Origin of the sequence: Microcoleus sp. OTE_8_concoct_300 (genome assembly GCF_031383065.1) — a bacterium.
Classification (GTDB): domain Bacteria; phylum Cyanobacteriota; class Cyanobacteriia; order Cyanobacteriales; family Microcoleaceae; genus Microcoleus.
In genome coordinates this window covers 20,694-37,496 of sequence record NZ_JANMZH010000106.1, presented here as the reverse complement: position 1 = coordinate 37,496, position 16,803 = coordinate 20,694, and the positions used below count along the sequence as shown (strand labels likewise).

Annotated in this window: 20 protein-coding genes and 1 pseudogene; 13 read left to right on the top strand and 8 right to left on the bottom strand. The window is 43.0% G+C overall.

Annotated elements, in window-relative coordinates; all coding sequences use genetic code 11:
• The first annotated feature begins 176 nt into the window (after positions 1-176).
• Genes ACUVJL_RS05460 through ACUVJL_RS05450 form a run of 3 tightly spaced genes read left to right on the top strand, consistent with a single transcriptional unit; the run spans position 177 to position 2,023 of the window.
• On the top strand, positions 177-1,355 hold the full coding sequence (locus tag ACUVJL_RS05460) for a HEPN domain-containing protein (RefSeq protein WP_445244924.1): 1,179 nt from the start codon (positions 177-179) through the stop codon (positions 1,353-1,355).
• 25 nt (positions 1,356-1,380) lie between these two features.
• Positions 1,381-1,692, top strand: a complete 312-nt coding sequence (locus tag ACUVJL_RS05455) for a nucleotidyltransferase family protein (RefSeq protein WP_445244923.1) — start codon at positions 1,381-1,383, stop codon at positions 1,690-1,692.
• Entirely contained in the window at positions 1,682-2,023 is a 342-nt protein-coding gene (locus ACUVJL_RS05450; RefSeq protein WP_445244922.1) for a HepT-like ribonuclease domain-containing protein, read from the top strand. Before ACUVJL_RS05455 ends, ACUVJL_RS05450 begins: the two co-directional genes overlap by 11 nt.
• A 158-nt stretch (positions 2,024-2,181) precedes the next feature.
• On the opposite strand, the gene ACUVJL_RS05445 is transcribed toward ACUVJL_RS05450, so the two are convergent.
• A complete protein-coding gene (locus tag ACUVJL_RS05445) occupies positions 2,182-2,322 on the bottom strand; it encodes an XRE family transcriptional regulator (protein ID WP_445244921.1) in 141 nt (46 codons plus the stop codon).
• Positions 2,323-2,357: 35 nt separating this feature from the next.
• Here ACUVJL_RS05445 and ACUVJL_RS05440 point away from each other — a divergent pair, with 35 nt between their 5' ends.
• Positions 2,358-2,588, top strand: coding sequence for a nucleotidyltransferase family protein (locus ACUVJL_RS05440; protein ID WP_445244920.1), 231 nt, complete (start codon positions 2,358-2,360; stop codon positions 2,586-2,588).
• Positions 2,589-2,691: 103 nt separating this feature from the next.
• Here ACUVJL_RS05440 and ACUVJL_RS05435 read toward each other — a convergent pair.
• From ACUVJL_RS05435 to ACUVJL_RS05420, 4 genes and pseudogenes are all read right to left on the bottom strand, one after another.
• Positions 2,692-2,868, bottom strand: a pseudogene (locus ACUVJL_RS05435) (ATP-binding cassette domain-containing protein); the annotation flags it as partial.
• 357 nt (positions 2,869-3,225) lie between these two features.
• Complete coding sequence (locus ACUVJL_RS05430; RefSeq protein WP_445244919.1) at positions 3,226-4,116, bottom strand: hypothetical protein; 891 nt, start codon at positions 4,114-4,116, stop codon at positions 3,226-3,228.
• Positions 4,058-4,741, bottom strand: a complete 684-nt coding sequence (locus ACUVJL_RS05425; protein ID WP_445244918.1) for a hypothetical protein — start codon at positions 4,739-4,741, stop codon at positions 4,058-4,060. Before ACUVJL_RS05425 ends, ACUVJL_RS05430 begins: the two co-directional genes overlap by 59 nt.
• On the bottom strand, positions 4,738-5,532 hold the full coding sequence (locus ACUVJL_RS05420; protein ID WP_445244917.1) for a TIGR04255 family protein: 795 nt from the start codon (positions 5,530-5,532) through the stop codon (positions 4,738-4,740). Before ACUVJL_RS05420 ends, ACUVJL_RS05425 begins: the two co-directional genes overlap by 4 nt.
• A 185-nt stretch (positions 5,533-5,717) precedes the next feature.
• Between ACUVJL_RS05420 and ACUVJL_RS05415 the strand changes: the two genes are divergently transcribed.
• The 4 genes from ACUVJL_RS05415 to ACUVJL_RS05400 all read left to right on the top strand — a co-directional run bounded on the left by ACUVJL_RS05415 (position 5,718) and on the right by ACUVJL_RS05400 (position 8,927).
• Positions 5,718-5,993, top strand: coding sequence for a nucleotidyltransferase family protein (locus tag ACUVJL_RS05415; RefSeq protein ID WP_445244916.1), 276 nt, complete (start codon positions 5,718-5,720; stop codon positions 5,991-5,993).
• Positions 5,994-6,334: 341 nt separating this feature from the next.
• Positions 6,335-6,910 carry a TMEM175 family protein gene (locus ACUVJL_RS05410; RefSeq protein WP_445244915.1) on the top strand — a complete coding sequence of 192 codons (576 nt, stop codon included), beginning with the start codon at positions 6,335-6,337 and terminating at the stop codon, positions 6,908-6,910.
• 59 nt (positions 6,911-6,969) lie between these two features.
• Positions 6,970-7,458, top strand: a complete 489-nt coding sequence (locus ACUVJL_RS05405) for a cupin domain-containing protein (RefSeq protein WP_445244914.1) — start codon at positions 6,970-6,972, stop codon at positions 7,456-7,458.
• Positions 7,459-7,877: 419 nt separating this feature from the next.
• A complete protein-coding gene (locus tag ACUVJL_RS05400; RefSeq protein WP_445244913.1) occupies positions 7,878-8,927 on the top strand; it encodes a Fe(3+) ABC transporter substrate-binding protein in 1,050 nt (349 codons plus the stop codon).
• 204 nt (positions 8,928-9,131) lie between these two features.
• Here the strand turns inward: ACUVJL_RS05400 and ACUVJL_RS05395 are convergent, their stop codons facing one another.
• Together ACUVJL_RS05395 and ACUVJL_RS05390 are read right to left on the bottom strand one after the other, a co-directional pair.
• Positions 9,132-9,653 (bottom strand): pentapeptide repeat-containing protein, encoded by a 522-nt coding sequence (locus tag ACUVJL_RS05395; protein WP_445244912.1) that lies wholly within the window; start codon positions 9,651-9,653, stop codon positions 9,132-9,134.
• Between the two features lie 43 nt (positions 9,654-9,696).
• Positions 9,697-11,418, bottom strand: coding sequence for an ABC transporter permease (locus tag ACUVJL_RS05390; RefSeq protein WP_445244911.1), 1,722 nt, complete (start codon positions 11,416-11,418; stop codon positions 9,697-9,699).
• A 126-nt stretch (positions 11,419-11,544) separates the two neighbouring features.
• Between ACUVJL_RS05390 and ACUVJL_RS05385 the strand changes: the two genes are divergently transcribed.
• From ACUVJL_RS05385 to ACUVJL_RS05370, 4 genes are all read left to right on the top strand, one after another.
• Positions 11,545-12,633, top strand: coding sequence for an ABC transporter ATP-binding protein (locus ACUVJL_RS05385; protein ID WP_445244910.1), 1,089 nt, complete (start codon positions 11,545-11,547; stop codon positions 12,631-12,633).
• Positions 12,634-13,128: 495 nt separating this feature from the next.
• Entirely contained in the window at positions 13,129-13,533 is a 405-nt protein-coding gene (locus ACUVJL_RS05380; RefSeq protein WP_445244909.1) for a hypothetical protein, read from the top strand.
• A 169-nt stretch (positions 13,534-13,702) separates the two neighbouring features.
• Positions 13,703-14,704: a hypothetical protein gene (locus ACUVJL_RS05375; RefSeq protein ID WP_445244908.1), complete on the top strand. Its 1,002-nt coding sequence runs from the start codon at positions 13,703-13,705 to the stop codon at positions 14,702-14,704.
• Positions 14,705-14,928: 224 nt separating this feature from the next.
• Positions 14,929-15,120, top strand: a complete 192-nt coding sequence (locus ACUVJL_RS05370) for a hypothetical protein (protein WP_445244907.1) — start codon at positions 14,929-14,931, stop codon at positions 15,118-15,120.
• A gap of 155 nt (positions 15,121-15,275) precedes the next feature.
• Here the strand turns inward: ACUVJL_RS05370 and ACUVJL_RS05365 are convergent, their stop codons facing one another.
• Entirely contained in the window at positions 15,276-16,046 is a 771-nt protein-coding gene (locus tag ACUVJL_RS05365) for a TerC family protein (protein ID WP_445244906.1), read from the bottom strand.
• 425 nt (positions 16,047-16,471) lie between these two features.
• Here ACUVJL_RS05365 and psaM point away from each other — a divergent pair, with 425 nt between their 5' ends.
• Positions 16,472-16,567 carry a photosystem I reaction center subunit XII gene (gene psaM, locus ACUVJL_RS05360; protein ID WP_332956097.1) on the top strand — a complete coding sequence of 32 codons (96 nt, stop codon included), beginning with the start codon at positions 16,472-16,474 and terminating at the stop codon, positions 16,565-16,567.
• Positions 16,568-16,803: the final 236 nt, after the last annotated feature.

Here is a 16,803-nt window from a genome sequence, read left to right as displayed (position 1 = left end):
TTGTTTTTGTTGGGAAGTTACAGCTTTACTAAAACCTCTTGCCATTGATAGCACCCATAAACTACAACAAACTACATTGAAATTTAGTCGGATTTAACTGTAGCATATTTTGGGTTCCAGTTAAGATGCGTTTACCCTGTATAATGTAGCTTCCAGTTCATTGATGAGATAGCAGTATGCAGATTAACTTAGTTCCAGTATGTGAACCCGGTGTTTCCTACGGTGGCGAGATGATGAGAGATGCAATCACTCGGTTCAGGAAACGGCTGCTTGCTGTTATTATTGTTTGCCCGGAAGAAGGTTTTGAATACTCAGGTGAACAAGCCAGACCTGATAACATCACTTCTGCCGATATTACTGCTGCTATTGCTTTGTTTCGTGAACCAGGGACTATCGGTCAAGTTACAGGGTTCATTCATGAAGATGGAATGTACATTTCCCTATCTGGTGGCACAGGTAATTCCTATGGTAAAGAGTTCATGAAATGCTTGCTCGAAAATGATATCCAGCCCTGGCTTTATTCACTGGAACGAGTCTATAAGACCTTCCAAAACTTATCAGATAAATCAGACGTTTTTTCGCGGAGAGATTTAGATTTATTATTGACTCACGAGCGTCTAAAATATTGGGAAAAGTTTTTACTAAATGAGATTGTTCCGCATCTCTATACAGAAAGCATGGGTTTTCTCGGTTTAAACAGCCGAACAGGAACCTGGCAAAAGTCTTGGCAGGCAGATGAGATAGAAGAGGACTATACAGACAAAGATCAATTAGAAGCAATACTCTCTAATACTGATTTTTATCTTACTTTCCTGGATGAGATTGCAAGTTTGCGAGTATTAAATAAACTCACGGTGCCAGACCCGAAAGCCAAGAAAACTCTGAGCAGAAATCTTTACGTTGGTGTAATAGCGTGTCTCGAAACTTACCTATCTGATGCGTTTATAAATACGGTTTTGTCAAACGAAAACTATTTGAAATCTTTTTTTATATCATTCAAAGATTTCAAAGAACAGAAGCTGGGCATGAACGAGCTTCTTGACTATGCTAGCAAAGCAAAAGAAATAGCGAAGAAGGAAATGTTAGAAGTTATTTACCATAACTTGCCTAAAGTAAGCAAGATGTACGAGGGAACGCTAAATCTTGAATTTCCCAAATTTTCGGAAATTCAAAAAGCTGTATCCATCAGGCACGATTTAGTACATAGAAACGGAAAGAAGAAAGACGGTCTAGAGATTAATATTGATAGCAGAAGTGTTGATGATATTATCTCGAAAGTTGAAAGCTTTATTAGTGAAATCGACCAAAAATTGAAAGAAAAAGATAACCCTTCTGAGTCTTCCAGCGCAAGCTAAACTGCTAAATTAATGAGGAGGCTGAATGAAAACCGATCTCGCCCTGCCAATTGACCAAATCACCAAATTCTGCCAACATTGGCAAATCATCGAACTCTCCCTCTTTGGTTCGATCCTTCGCGACGACTTTCATGCAGACAGCGACATCGATATCCTAGTTGCTTTTGCCCCCACGGCCAACTGGGGTCTACTCGATCACGCCCAAATGCAGCAAGAACTCGAAGCACTGCTAAGTAGACCAGTCGATCTAATCAGTAAACGGGCCATCGAGCGCAGTTCCAACTGGATTCGCCGTCAAGAAATTCTCTCTACCGCTCAAACTATCTATGTCAAATAGCCGCGATCGCGCTTCCTTGCTAGACATTGCCTCTTCTGCTCAAAAAGTCCTGCAATATAAAGGTAACATGGACAAAATAGCGTTTCTGGCCGATGATAAAACGCAGTCTGCGATCGTGTTTCAACTTCTGATTATCGGTGAAGCGGTGAAACGCCTTTCTCCAGAACTGCGATCGCAAAATTCGGACATTCCTTGGTCACTCATTGCCAGAATGCGCGACAACTTGATTCATCGGTATGATGACATCGACCTTGATGAAGTCTGGAAAACCTCAAATGAAGATATTCCAACACTGCTGATTGCCTTGGAACCTCTACTGCTAGAAGAATAAACGCTATACTGCGTACTTTACAAAAGCCAGGTTGTTCAATTCGCTCTATCGGTGTTATGCCCGTAAATAAATAGCCGAAACTGTGTGCTGCAAATCGCTGTGGCTGTTGAATCACATCAATACGGCAATGTCCGCAATCGAATCTGTCAGAGCTGGGCCTAAATAGCAATCACTCTTGTCTTAGCGTCTGAATCAGATTCAGGTTTTGCGATCGCCCGAATCTCCACATCACTACCAAGCGCGTTTAAGAACCGAAACAGGCGATCGATTGAAAACTCAGATAGTTTCCCACGTAGCAAATCAGTGATTTTAGGGCGATCGATTCCCAGGCGTTTTGCTGCTTCGATCTATCGATATCCTAGTTGCTTTTGCCCCCACAGCCAACTGGGGTCTACTCGATCGCGCCCAAATGCAGGAAGAACTCGAAGCTGTGCTAAGTAGACCAGTCGATCTAATCAGTAAACGGGCGATCGAGTGCAGTTCCAACCCGATTCGCCGTCCTGAAATTCTCTCTACTGCTCAAACTATCGGTAGTCAAATAGCCGCGATCGCGCTTCCTTGCTAGACATTGCCTCTTCTGCTCAAAAAGTCCTGCAATATAAAGGTAACACGGACAAAATAGCGTTTCTGGCCGATGATAAAACGCAGTCTGCGATATTGACTCAGCGATCGCCAGAGTCGATCGACTCCATACCCGCAATCATTTTCAGCAGGGTTGATTTGCCGGAACTGTTGGTGCCGATTAGTCCGACTTTATCGCCTTCATCGAGGCTGAAACTGGCATCTGTCAAGAGTTCCTTGATGCCGAATTCTTTTTTGAGCGATCGCAGAGTAAAAATAGTCATGAGTATATAAAATCATTTACCTGACTTAGTTTAACGCAAGTGCGATCATCTCCGGCTGCATGGATATGGTCTATAGCAATCCTAAATGATTATACTCGTTACCAGGCTCTGCCTGGTAACGCATATCCGGAGGCTCTGCCTCCATTGTCGCAGCCGAGGCAGAGCCTCTGGACATCGGTTCCCAGGCAGAGCTTGGAAGTTAACCAGTTATTGAAACTGATTTAGGATTGCTATATCGTTCCGATGAAACTTCCCGATGAAACTTCTTTAAGACAAGGGCGAACTTGATTTTTATGAGGATATAAATCTCGATCGATGTTCAGAATAATCGCTTATTAAAACCGTGAATTCTCCACTTTAAGAGGATAAGTGATCCAGATCTAGCTTATCACTCTCAACATACTCCTTCGCTGTCATGTCTTCCAAAGCTACTACCAAACCATCCACCTTTTGGAATCGTCCAGATTCAGGGATTAATTTCAACCACTGTTCTAGATACTGATCCCATCCTATTCCCTCAAACTGATTCTGTTCCTCGTCCCGGATAAACCAAAATATTAATCGGATTTCACAGCTATTCCATGAAGGTTCTGCGCGCACTCTAATCTCACGTAAAGCGCGAAGAGCTTCTCCTTCAGTGGTGGATTTATCATGCTTATCGCGTAGCCGATTTTGGAGCTTTTTAGCAAAGTCAGTGAAGTCGTCAGGGAAAGCAAATCGAGCACGCTTCCGTGTCAGTGCTTGCCCAAGTTCCCTAATCTCCTCATCGTTAAGACATCCTGGTTTGCGTTTCCATTCTGCCACCACAGCCTTTTCTACTGTCATTACACGATCGAGATCAGCGACAAGATTAAGTTCTGCAATTCCAGGAATATAAGCATATCGAGGCTGTCTACTTCGTTGAATTTTATGCAACTCTCTTCCATCGACCTCCACAAGAGGTACGACCTCAACAAATGGACGCTCGTCACAAGTGCGAACAATATCGCAGGTTTGTGTAACTACGGCAAAACCCTTGACCTCAGATTCTGCAAGATCAGTTTCTGCTTGTGCAACATCAGCAGAGTCAGATGTCAAAGGGCGTTGAGGATTAAAGCGATAAACAAACCAATGTTCTCCAAGCACACAATCACCCTGACACCACTCTTTTAGAGCAGTGTCTACCGTCTCAATCCAAACATCACGATGATCATTGACCACTATTATTCTTTCGGCTCCTTGCTGCTCTAGCAGGTCTTGATCGTCCAACCTCCCGATGGATAGGCTCTTGGAGAGCGTCAACCAGAGCCGCTGGATTCTGAGGCCTACGTGCCACAAGCGCATCTTCAGACAAAGAACCTAATTTTGGCTTTTGAGGCGCATTACCAAAGCCAACAATCTTCTTAAATTCCTCGTATTTACCTGCGACGAGTAGGTCAAAAAATTGATTACCATTACTGCCTTTCAGTAACAGACTGCGATTGAGATTTGCACTTCCTCTATCGATGTATTTAATAGCCTCTAACAGTCGATTAAGCTGTTCTTCATTAAAGCGAGACAATGGTTGCCCACTTGCCCAAAAATGAAGGCTTCTGCGTGAAACATTGAATAATTTAGCAAGCTGCTCCCAGGTTAACCCGCTTAATCTTCTCAATTCGCTAATAGATTTCTGCGTTGCTTCTGGAGAGCCAGTCGCTCGCAAAGTAATCCCACTGGTCGTCCTGTCTACAGCAGCTAACAAGGCTCGATCGTCACTTACTCTAGAAGCAGTTGTGCCCGAACTAACTAGGGAAATTATAGAACGAATAAATGAATGAGTATCTGAAACTTTCATAGATCCCAGGGCAGAGGTACTCGATCGCTCATTAGGATTTTTACTCAACATAGTGTTCATAATTCACCTCCAAAACGCCGCAAAAAGTCATCTTTTACTGCCCAGCGGAAGAAAGTATAAATCCTTTCAGCAAAACACAGTCCTTCACTCATCAACTCTTCAATACTGAATACTCGATTTTTTGAAAAGGACATATCTATATCGAGTATCCAGCTAGATTCAGCCACAGGTTCAATATCGGGAGCGAAAGTTACATCACCAGGCATAAGTCCCCATCTTGCAATAATTTCCTCACCTCCATTTGGAATTACAAACAAAGATTCATTAACTGTTTGATGAAGATCTTCTATAAATTCAGCACCCATAAGTCCTGCTATCTCCGGCTTGACAAGTGATGATATGTCTTCCAAATCTTTACCAATAAGTCTGTTGACATATCGCAATCCAAATCGTTCTATAATTTTTGGATTAAAACTTTGCTCAAATGCGATAAGCAAATGTTTTAAACGTTCCAAAAAATCACGACGGCTGGAGTAAGCTGTTGTCTCAAGCGCCATAAAATTAGGTGCTAAAGATACGCGCCAGCTACCTGCTGTATCTATGAACCGCCAAGTTACCTGAAAAGTTGGTTGTACAACACCTTGAGGCCCCAAGACAAAAGTTTGAGTTTGTTCGGGTTGTAGGATAGGATATTTTTCTCTAATTGCCTCTTGAAATGAACCCACAAAATCTTTCTTCTCGATCGAGAGAATAGGTGGAAAGCGCACCTGTGCAATCACTCGAATCAGAGGGGCATCCTTCAACGGTACCTCTTCAGGTGGCTGTGCGGTGAGTGGATTGTAATTAACCACTTTCTACATCCTTTTTGGAGCTTTCAGAGAAATTAAGCATAGCTAGAGTCTAGAGATGGGACTATCGTTCCCTATAACTATGATATAACAACATTGTGAAGTCAAGTGTGAAGTTTTAAAAAAAATTCCCGTAAAACACTTAGAAATAGAGATAAAATCGACTAGGCCGTTATACTGCGTAATGTTTGCTCAAACCGATCGCCCTGCCAATTGACCAAATCACCAAATTCTGCCAACATTGGCAAATCATCGAACTCTCCCTCTTTGGTTCGATACTTCGTGACGACTTTCATGCAGACAGCGACATCGATATCCTAGTTGCTTTTGCCCCCACAGCCAACTGGGGTATACTCGATCGCGCCCAAATGCAGGAAGAACTCGAAGCAGTGCTAAGTAGACGAGTCGATCTAATCAGTAAACGGGCGATCGATCGCAGTTCCAACTCGATTCGCCGCCTGTGAAATTCTCTCTACTGCTCAAACTATCTATGTCAAATAACCGCGATCGCCCTTCCTTAATCGATCGCTCTTTTTATTTCAACAACTGCTTCTCCCGTTTTACCCGTTGCGCGATCGGGTATTGATAAGAAGTCGTGCCGATCGACTGCTTAAACATATCAACGAAAAGTCCGTTAAGGTTATCTGTTTTCAGGCGAGATTAGGCAAGCAAAATCCTTGGCTTGGTTGGTAAGTGCCAGCGATCGCATATCGGTATAACACATCACTGCAACCGACCTTATGCTAAGTTATTTTTGGAATGAGAAGCGATCGACCGCGCCAGCAAAAAAGGAGGATGTACAAAAATGGGTAAAGGCAGGTTAGAAGCATTCAGCGATGGTGTAATCGCCATTCTCATCACCATTATGGTGCTGGAATTGAAAGTCCCCCATCAAGCTGATTTAGCTGCGCTGCGTCCGCTAGTTCCAGTATTTCTGAGCTATGTACTCAGTTTTATTTATCTTGGTATCTATTGGAACAACCACCATCACTTGTTACAGGCGGCTCGGCAGGTCAATGGTAATGTGTTGTGGGCTAATTTGCATCTGCTGTTCTGGTTGTCACTCATTCCCTTTGTCACTGGCTGGACAGGCGAGAACCACTTCGCCGCCTGGCCAGTTGCGCTTTATGGTACAGTGCTATTGTTGGCTGCGATCGCTTACTTCATTCTTACTCGTGCTCTTATTTCTCACCACGGTAAAGAATCCACTCTGGCAATTGCACTTGGGCGAGACTTGAAGGGTAAAGTATCAGTGGTGATTTATACCGTAGCAATCCTGCTTTCCTTTGTCAACTCATGGTTGGCTTTCATGCTGTATGTTTTAGTTGCAATCATGTGGCTGATACCCGATCGGCGTATTGAGAAGATTCTGACTTCGTGAAGAATGTTCCACAAAAAGCCATCGCCAGCCAGCTAACACTTCGGTTTACCAATTAACAAATGACAATTCATCAAAACGGACTTTTTATTGAACCCGGTCAAGGTCGTTCTTACTACTTTGGTCAAGACCTCTATACGTTCAAAGCAGTTGGTGAAGAGACAGGGGAAGCCTATGCGCTTTGTGAGGTAATTGTTGCACCTGGTGGCGGTACCCCGACCCATCGGCACAACCGAGAAAATGAATCATTTTATGTTCAAGACGGAGAGATTGAATTCCAGCTTGACGATCGTACTTTCGTTGCGACGGCTGGAACCTTCCTTCATTCACCCAAAGGCCAGCTTCACCGATTTACGAATACCACCGCTACACCCGCTAAAATCATGCTTTGGGTCACTCCTGCTGGCTTTGAGAAATTTATTGCCGAAGTTGGAAAGGCCGTGAATGGTGAGATTACCCTTGGAGCATCCTTAAGCCCTGAAGACCTTGACAAAATTCTTACTACTGCTTCCAAGTACGGTATCGAGATCCTACCTCCACCATCCGAGTAGCGATCGTCGGATATTTTACCGTAAAACAATTGCTGGTAACTTCAAAAATACAGTCCTGCACCCATCAAGACCTTCATAAGCGAATTTTTTACCGGAATCTGCGGGCTGCACGAAGTATTGCCGTAAAAAACCCGGTTTCTGACCAAGAATTTCTTGATGGTACCCGCCACGTGATTTATCCGTAATCAATCCAAAATCGAAAATCCAAAATCCTCAAGCCCCCGCATTTATCCGTGGGGTCAATCTAAAATCTAAAATCTAAAATCGATTGACCACCAGTGCGTCAGCCCTAAAATAGTTACGATCTTTATAAACAAATAAGAATTACTTGCATTAATATAGTATAGCAATGACTATAGATGGCTGTGGATGCACCATCGTGTCAATTACCAGATGAAAAAATCTATCATTATAGAACAATGAGCATTTCTCGGCGTATTTTTCTTGCCAGCGGTACAGCAATGGCTGTCGTGGCAGTGGGGGAACTCAGCAAAAAAGCCCCAGTCCTAGCCCAAACGGGTACCGTCAACCTTTATTCAGCACGTCACTACGACACTGATAATCAGTTGTACCAAAGCTTCACCAAAAAAACTGGCATCAAGGTTAACCTCGTTGAAGCGGAGGCTGACCAACTAATTGAACGGATCAAAAATGAAGGTGCAAATAGCCCCGCTGATGTTTACCTCACCGTTGATGGTGGGCGTTTGTGGCGGGCGAAACAAGCAGGTATCCTACAACCTGTGTCTTCAAAAGTCCTGACATCGGCAATTCCAGCAAGTTTGCGTGATCCTCAAGGTTTCTGGTTTGGCCTATCGCGCAGGGCACGGGTGATTGTTTATAACAAAAGCAAGGTGAATCCTGCCCAATTGTCAACCTATGAAGCGCTGACAGAACCTCGGTGGAAAGGCAAACTTTTAGTGCGATCGTCCACTAATGTCTATAATCAGTCTCTTGTTGGGGCTATGCTAGCGGTTCATGGACCTCAAAAAACAGAAGCTTGGGCGCGAGGATTGGTGGCTAATTTTGCACGTCCTCCAGAGGGAAATGATACGGCGCAAATCAAGGCTGTTGCTGATGGGGTAGGCAATATTGCCCTTGTTAATACCTATTATGTAGCTCGCTTAATGAAATCGAAAGATCCAAAAGAACAGGCGATCGCGGCGAAAGTAGGTGTATTTTTCCCCAACCAGCGCGATCGCGGTACCCACGTCAATATTTGTGGTGCCGGTGTAGTCAAAACCTCCCGTAACAAAGCAGCGGCGATCAAATTCTTAGAACACCTAGCCACTAAGGAATCTCAACAAATTTTTGCTAGGAGTAATTACGAATACCCTGTGATTTCAGGTGTGGCGATCGATCCTGCAGTTGCCAGTTTTGGTACATTCAAATCTGACCCTCTTAACCCTGATGTGTTTGGGAAAAATAACGCCGAAGCTTTAAAGATTGCCGATCGCGCCGGATGGAAATAGAGACGTTTTGAACAAGAAGTCAGGAGTCCGAACTTAAATTTCAGAATAATTCAGTATGAATTATTCTGAATTCTGACTCCTGATATCATTTCTCTGTAATCATGAACTGAATCAAGTACCCCTTCTCTAGTCGCCCTTACTAAGGGGGACTAGAGAAGGGGGTTTAATTAGCCTGTAACTTCACATTAAATTGGTATAACTTCTTTAATTTTTAATTGTACCATCCGGCATTATTGCCCCTTTCAGGTTTGCCCCTTTCAGGTTTGCCCCTGTCAAATCAGCACTATTTAAGTCAGTTTCACTTAAATCGGCATTACTAAGATTGGCGTTATTCAGTTTTGCACCTCGCAAAAAAGCCCCCTTGAGATTTGCATTACTCAAATCAGCCTTGGTGAGATCGGCGGCAGATAAACCTGCTTTTTCCAGAGAAGCACCTTTTAAATTTGCACCTTTGAGATTGACGCTATCGAGTAAGGCTTCATTAAGTTTGACATTTTCTAGCACAGCACCTTCCAACTTAGCACCATTGAGATTAGCGCTGGTTAAATCCATGTCACTTAACTTGGTATTAGTCAGATCGCATTCTGGACATTGCTTAGTTTTTTGTAATGTTTGGAGGGAATCAGCCTCCTGTTTTTGGCATCCAAAGGTGACAAAAATACTAAGCAGTAAGAAAGAGATTGTGCCAGTAGTGCGGGTAAACATTGCTAAGTTTTTATTAATCATCTTGATTCTCAAAGGAATAATGTCAACTGTTAACTGTTAACTGTCAACTGTCAACTGTTAACTCTGTTGAAGACTTGCGCGATCGCGCAATTTTCCAACTTAATAAAATAACCGGTAACATCCCCACTAAAACAATAGCGAGTGCAGGGCCAGAAGCTTCAGCTAATCGCTCATCTGAGGCAAGTTGATAAGTTCGCACAGCCAAAGTATCAAAGTTAAAAGGTCTAATAATTATAGTAGCAGGTAACTCTTTCATCACATCAACAAATACTAACATTATAGCAGTTAATAAACCTCCCGTCATCATTGGTGTATGAACTGTAACTAAAGTTTGCATCGGACTATAACCCAAACTTCTCGCCGCATCATCTAAATTAGGCTTAATTTTGCTCAAACTTGACTCTACCGCATTTAAAGAAACAGCTAGGAAGCGAACTATATAAGCAAATACCAAAGCTGCGATCGTACCACTTAACAACAAGCCTGTAGAAATTCCCAAGTTTTCACGCATCCAACTATCAAATAGATTGTCAATTTTTCCAATGGGAACCATAATCCCCACTGCAATGACAGAACCCGGTACAGCATAGCCCATTGCCGCAACTCTAGTTCCTAACTGCACTCCTAAATTAGGATATAACCGTAAGCCATAAGCCATAATCAAGGCAATAAATACGGCTAAAATTGCTGTCAGTGTTGCCAAAATTAAACTATGACGGGCAAATATCCAAAAGCGTTCATCTAAGGTTACTTGCCAATTCGCTAATGTCAACTTGAGTAAAAGACCTGCTGGCAATAAAAAACCAAAAAATAGCGGCAGGAAACAAGCCATTACGGTTAAAAATTCCCGGATTCCTTTAAGCTGATAAGTTTGTAGTTGGCGATAGCGACTGCTAGCTTGATAATATTTAGTCCGACTGCGCGACCAGCGTTCTACTAAAATTAAAGCCAGAACAAATAATAATAGCAGGGCAGCTAATTGATTGGCTGCAATTCGTTCTCCCATGCCAAACCAAGTCCGATAAATACCTGTGGTGAATGTATCAACTCCAAAATACTGAACAGTGCCATAATCGTTGAGAGTTTCCATCAAAGCCAGTGCTAAACCTGCAACAATTGCGGGTCTTGCCATTGGTAAGGCAACTGTAATAAAACTCCGCCAAGGACTACAGCCGAGTATTCTACTAGCTTCTAGCGTACAAGTGGATTGCTCCAAAAATGCAACTCTTGTTAATAGGTAGACGTAGGGATATAAAACTAAGGTTAGCATTAATATTGCTCCCGGGAGCGATCGCACGTTAGGAAACCAATAGTCTCCATAACTCCAGCCAAAAATATAACGCAAAGCAGTTTGAACAGGGCCGGAAAATTCTAAAAAGTCTGTATAAGTATAAGCTAACACATAAGCTGGGGCCGCTAAGGGTAACAGTAATGCCCATTCAAATACGCGACTGGCCCGAAAGCGACACATTGTTACTAGCCAGGCACATCCTACGCCAATCGCGACAACACCACAGCCGACACCGATCGTTAACCATAAAGAGTTGACAATATAACGGGTTAAAACTGTATCGGTTAAATGTTGCCATGTATCTTTAGCTTCAAAAAAGATACTGGATAAGACACTGAGAACTGGTATGGCGATCGGCAATGCTAAAGCGATAATTGCCACAGTCCACCCACTAGCGAATAGACCGCCTAAGGTCGATCGCCATTGGATTGTCCTGATTCCTGTTTGCTGTAGTGATTGTTGGGAATTTTTCATCGCTAGTAAAAAGTCTAGCTTGCTAGCTTATCAGTACGTGTAAACATTTGTCAAGTCTTTCTGACAATTTATCTCACTAAACGGGTTTATTGTAGAATAGTAAGTTGTTGATTATTTATAGCAATAATGGCTCGACCTATAATTCTGCATTTGGATGGTGTCACAAAACAGTATTCCCAAGCAGCATCACCTGCGGTGGCATCTGTCACCCTGACATTACATCAAGGAGATATACTGGGGTTGTTGGGGCCATCGGGTTGTGGGAAAACAACTTTGCTGCGGTTAATTGCTGGTTTTGAACAGCTACAAGCAGGGACGATCGCTTTAGCAGGAAAAACTGTAGCGAGTGTTAATATGTCAGTGCCGCCGGAACAGCGAGACATTGGTATGGTGTTTCAAGACTATGCACTTTTCCCCCATTTGACAGTCGCGAAAAATGTAGCTTTTGGCTTGACGCATCAAGGAAAAGAGTCAAAGCATAATATTCAGAAAGGTGTCGCAGAAGCTTTAGCGTTGGTGGGATTAGAAGGATTAGAAAACCGTTATCCCCATGAATTATCGGGGGGTCAGCAACAGCGAGTGGCCCTGGCCCGTGCTTTAGCCCCTAGACCTGCGATTATTTTACTAGATGAACCGTTGAGTAATTTAGATGTACAAGTACGGTTAAGATTGCGTCAGGAAGTCCGCGAGATTCTCAAAGCAACGGGAACCTCTGGTGTATTTGTCACCCACGATCGCGAAGAAGCACTTTCGATTTCAGATTGGGTAGCGGTGATGCGTCAAGGCCAATTAGAACAGTTTGGCACTCCAGAGGAAGTTTATCAAGAACCTGCATCTCGATTTGTGGCGGAGTTTGTGACGCAAGCTAATTTTGTGTCTGCATCGCTGAAGCAGGATTTTTGGGAAACAGAAGTAGGTTGTTTTGCTGTTAAAGGAGATTCATGTTCACCAGTTCCCTGTGATGTTTCTACTCAAGGAGAATTGATGATCCGGCAGGAAGACTTGAGTTTATACTTAGATGAAGATTCGCCTGTTGTGATTTGCGATCGCCAATTCTTAGGCAGAGAAAATCGTTATTGTTTAAAAACACCTTCGGGCGAAAAGTTATATGCACTCACAACTACAGGAAATGTTTTTCCCATTGGTTCTAAAGTTCGGTTATCTTGTGGTGAGAATTCTCCCTTAGCTTTTTTTGTAGGTAAGCCTAAGCCATAGGTAATGGCTAATTGCTAATTGGGGAAAAATCCTCCCCCTCTCCCTCTCTTCCCTCTTCCTTAATAATTAAATTCTCTCTTTCGCCATGTCTCAGCAGTCTGGCTAGGGTGTCTGAGGTGTTATTTCGCAAACGTTCCTTGACCTGGGAGATGATTCGGAAGTTGAATCAAGAACTGGGGATTCCCGCTGAAATTCTCATCCAACCCTATGAGTCGGTACAAATCCCCGCGTAACAATTACAGGATAACAGGTGTGCAATCGATTTGTGTAAAAAGGGCGATCGGGATGAGGATACTTGTCCTCCAGCGCCAAGGGCAGATACACCGAACACACTGAGTCTAAAAGTTGCTTGAACTTGGCTTCGATGATGAAATAAACCAAAAGTTTCCGCCTTTCCAAGAAAATAGCTATGTTCTACGCATAAGTTTTCCGTGTATTTACTTGAATCCGGTAACTCATTTGCACTTTTTATGTTTATTTGGTATAATCCGGTATGTGAATCAAGTCATAATTAACAAAATCACTACTAAAATGGAATTATCTGTACTAGCTTTACAAGCAGCAACTATTGCACTTTGGGTAATTGATAAAGTTTCGGGTGGGGCTTTAGAGAAGGCTGGAGCAAATGTTCTAGATTTCTTAGAAAAACGATTTCAAGACAAACTCCAGATCAAGGGTTCTGAACCAAAGCTTTTAGAAGCTGCGATCCTAAGTGAAGCTGAGTGGGACAAGAAGTTTCAAGAAGATCTCGAAAGACTGGTAACTCAGTATCAACAAATACAAAAAATACAAAGTACCTCCTATGTTTCTCAGAGAAATCAATCAGGCGTAAACCTGAATGTTGACAAAAATTCTGGAACAGTCATTGGGCAAAACATAGAAAAGCAATTTTTTCGTTGAGAATTATCTTGACCTTCAAAACATAGACTTAGAACCAAACAATAATTTTTTCATAAGGCTTTTAAACTACATTAAAGTAGTTTTATTTCTGATATCTACTATATTTTTTTGGCTCTTATTTGGTTGGTTAGCTGACTACTCTTTTCCCTTTGGTCAAGCTTTAGATTTAATGCTTGCTTGTTTCAAAGGTACTATTTCAGCCAGGATTAATACCCTACAGCAGCAATTCCAAAAAATAGATGTAGTTCCCCAGCCTGAAAACAAGCAGCAAGTTCCAAAACTAAATAACTTAGAGTCTCAAGCATGGTTATATGAGGGTATATTAGAGCGTCTTGGTGCAGATCCTTCTGCAAATCATGAAAGAATTGCAAGAACACTTGAGGCATTGGAGTATAAAAGAAGTGAACTTCTACAAGAACTAGAGCCTCGAAGACCTCGAAAATATCGGATATTAACCGGAATACAAGATGCTGCTCGTGTTCTTTTAGCTAGTCAGGCTGAGAAAGATTATGAGCAGCTTCAGAAAATTGTAACTAATCTGGTTATTTTTACGAGAAGCAGGGAACCGTCACAAATCATTCTTTCAGAAGCAATCACCAAATTAGCTGCAGAGATAGGACAAAATGCTAATCAAATTAGCCCTTATCGTCTTCGTCTTGCTTATAAAATAGAGGAATTAATCAGGGTTTTATCAGCAAAGCTAGTTTTAGGTGATGATGGCTCTATAGCTGATATTAACAATCAATCAATTATTAATGAGCTGCAATCTCGGATCAATCTTTTATCCAAAGAGTTTAACAATTTACTTAGAGCAAAACAAGAAAATACAAATGAGATAAACGGACGCATAACAGAGAATTACAATCTTACAAAAACTATTTCTAGTTTGTATAGAGACATATCAAATCGTGATGCAGATATAGTTGCTTTGCAAAAAAATATTCAAAATTTAACGGAATCTGTCCAAGAAAAGCAGGCTAATATAAACAGCCTGCAAAATTCTCTATCTGAATTGCAAAGAGATTTTGAAGATTCCAAAATCACGCCAGAAGAATATGAGAAAATCGAAAATAAAAGTGATTATGTGTTTGTCAAAGCCCACGACAGAAAAAATGGGTCGCACGTCACAGCACATTACAGAAAAAAACGAAAAAAACGACGAAATAAATAAACACCCAGCAGCCTAATAACCAGCTTGGAGCGGACTCCCGAGAGATATTGGTAGGAATACAAAGGTTACTAGCAGTCGCTCCACTCAACCGATCGCACGCACACCCATTCCCCCAATTCCCGGCCTCTTTTCGCCGTAAGATCGATCGCCCTCTTTCCCTCTCCTAAAAAAATACAGCCACCACCAAGGCTCAAATCAGATCCGGATCGCCTGCAATCGCCAATATGCCGCCAATCGCTCTTTCTGTTGCTGTTGTCGATCGGCTACTTGGCCCTAGGCTTGTACCCGTTGGCGTTCCTGCGCCGGCTTGTTCCTCCCCGTCAGCAACGAATTCCCCTCGCTATCCCACCAGCGCAACCATTGCTGAGTCTGATTTTGATAACTGCCTTCCCATAGGTTTAATTGTACTGCTCTGAGTTCGATCGGCTACTGAAGGAAACGATCTCACAAAATAAAAGCCTTTCATCCCCGGACTAAAGTCACCGGGATGAAAGGCGTTTGCACGTTTTAACCAGCCTTCAATCTTGTTGGTTTGACAGATTTAAGCTACTTTTATTCAGATGAAAGTATGTTAAATTTCGGACTTCTGTCCTTGCGATTCCGGCACTGCCACTTCTGAATCCGCCTGATTTAGAGCAATTTCTAGAGATTTTGCCATCTCGACTGGCTCCGGAGTGCGCTTAGAAAATCCCCACACAAACATCAAGACGATACTGGAAACTAGCAGCCATTGCGGAGGAACTAAATCCGGATTAATTACTTTCACCAACAACCGCATTCCCACGAACCCAACTGTGATGTAACCAGCACTTTCTAGGTGAACGAATTCATCCAGCCAGCGGATGAACAATCCCGCCATGAATCGCAGGGCAATAATTCCAATAGTAGCGCCTGTTACGACGATAAAAGTGTTGTCAGAAACGGCGATCGCAGTAGTAACGCTATCCAATGAAAACGCTAAATCCGTAAAAGCAATCATGGGAATTGCTTGCCACACCGAGGCAAATCTGGGCCCATGATGTTCTCCGTCGGAGTCCGTATTTGAAGTAAAATGTTGGAAAACAAGCCACAGCAGGTACAGAGCACCAAGCAGTTCAAACTGCCAGTATTGGATCACCCAAGTAGCCGTTAAAATTAGTGAAATCCGCAGTACAAAAGCAATTATCAAACCCAAGTTGAGAGCCTTTTGCTGATCCTCGGCATCTTCCAAACCTTTAGAAATAGACGCCAGGGCGATCGCGTTATCAGCCGAAAGTACAGCCTCCAAAGCCACCAAAACCAACAATAATAAAAAGCCCTCAAGTCCCACATTGGGCGAAGCTTCGAGAAATTTATCTACCATTAACTCTTTTGTGCACCTAAGATTGGCAAGGGTCGAGCGCAGCGCAAATTACCCGCTCTGTCTCAAATTAGTGTCACCTTCACTTAAATCTTAACCTAATGCGGTAATTCTGCACTACTCCGATGGTCGGAACGAAGAAAGTTCGGCAACGGATTCGCTTGGTTCGCTTGGTTCGGATGTAACGGATATAACGGATGGATGTTGAGGTAAGAGGGTACAAAGAAGAGGGAAGAAGCAGGGTTTTTCCCACTCGGACACTCGGACACTCGGACACTCTCCGGCTCCCCCACACCCCCACTCGGACACTCGAACACTCCTCCCCAGACCCACCAAATTTATTTCAAGTTGTAACAAATGATTCCCAAAAGCGCCAATTTGTCTGAAATTGGTGAAAGCTCGTGCCCGCGAAAAGGAGTTTTCCCAATATGTCTTTAACAGATACCCAAGTCTACGTAGCGCTCGTAATTGCTTTGATTCCCGGAATCATGGCTTACCGGCTCGCAACTGAACTGTACAAGTAGTTTCCAGGCACCAGCCGCGAACCGCTCGATCGCCTGCCCGAGTAGTTAACTCTCTCGCATTACAGACAATTGCTGCCGAGCGTGGAGTAAATTGTCTGTAGTCAGCAAGACGAGACTGCAAGGGCAGGCATTTTTATTCGGAAATTCTGTCCTTAGGCGTCACCTAGCACCCCCATAATGCCCCCGCCACGGCCCAAGCTTGTTGCTCATAGAGCCATGGGGACGAAGGAGTAAAT

Coding starts and splice junctions, on each gene's coding strand:
- ACUVJL_RS05460 (WP_445244924.1), top strand. CDS start 177: ATGCAGATTAACTTAGTTCCAGTATGTGAACCCGGTGTTTCCTACGGT.
- ACUVJL_RS05455 (WP_445244923.1), top strand. CDS start 1,381: ATGAAAACCGATCTCGCCCTGCCAATTGACCAAATCACCAAATTCTGC.
- ACUVJL_RS05450 (WP_445244922.1), top strand. CDS start 1,682: ATGTCAAATAGCCGCGATCGCGCTTCCTTGCTAGACATTGCCTCTTCT.
- ACUVJL_RS05425 (WP_445244918.1), bottom strand. CDS start 4,741: ATGAACACTATGTTGAGTAAAAATCCTAATGAGCGATCGAGTACCTCT.
- ACUVJL_RS05410 (WP_445244915.1), top strand. CDS start 6,335: ATGGGTAAAGGCAGGTTAGAAGCATTCAGCGATGGTGTAATCGCCATT.
- ACUVJL_RS05405 (WP_445244914.1), top strand. CDS start 6,970: ATGACAATTCATCAAAACGGACTTTTTATTGAACCCGGTCAAGGTCGT.
- ACUVJL_RS05400 (WP_445244913.1), top strand. CDS start 7,878: ATGAGCATTTCTCGGCGTATTTTTCTTGCCAGCGGTACAGCAATGGCT.
- ACUVJL_RS05395 (WP_445244912.1), bottom strand. CDS start 9,653: ATGATTAATAAAAACTTAGCAATGTTTACCCGCACTACTGGCACAATC.
- ACUVJL_RS05390 (WP_445244911.1), bottom strand. CDS start 11,418: ATGAAAAATTCCCAACAATCACTACAGCAAACAGGAATCAGGACAATC.
- ACUVJL_RS05385 (WP_445244910.1), top strand. CDS start 11,545: ATGGCTCGACCTATAATTCTGCATTTGGATGGTGTCACAAAACAGTAT.
- ACUVJL_RS05375 (WP_445244908.1), top strand. CDS start 13,703: ATGCTTGCTTGTTTCAAAGGTACTATTTCAGCCAGGATTAATACCCTA.
- ACUVJL_RS05370 (WP_445244907.1), top strand. CDS start 14,929: ATGCCGCCAATCGCTCTTTCTGTTGCTGTTGTCGATCGGCTACTTGGC.
- ACUVJL_RS05365 (WP_445244906.1), bottom strand. CDS start 16,046: ATGGTAGATAAATTTCTCGAAGCTTCGCCCAATGTGGGACTTGAGGGC.
- psaM (WP_332956097.1), top strand. CDS start 16,472: ATGTCTTTAACAGATACCCAAGTCTACGTAGCGCTCGTAATTGCTTTG.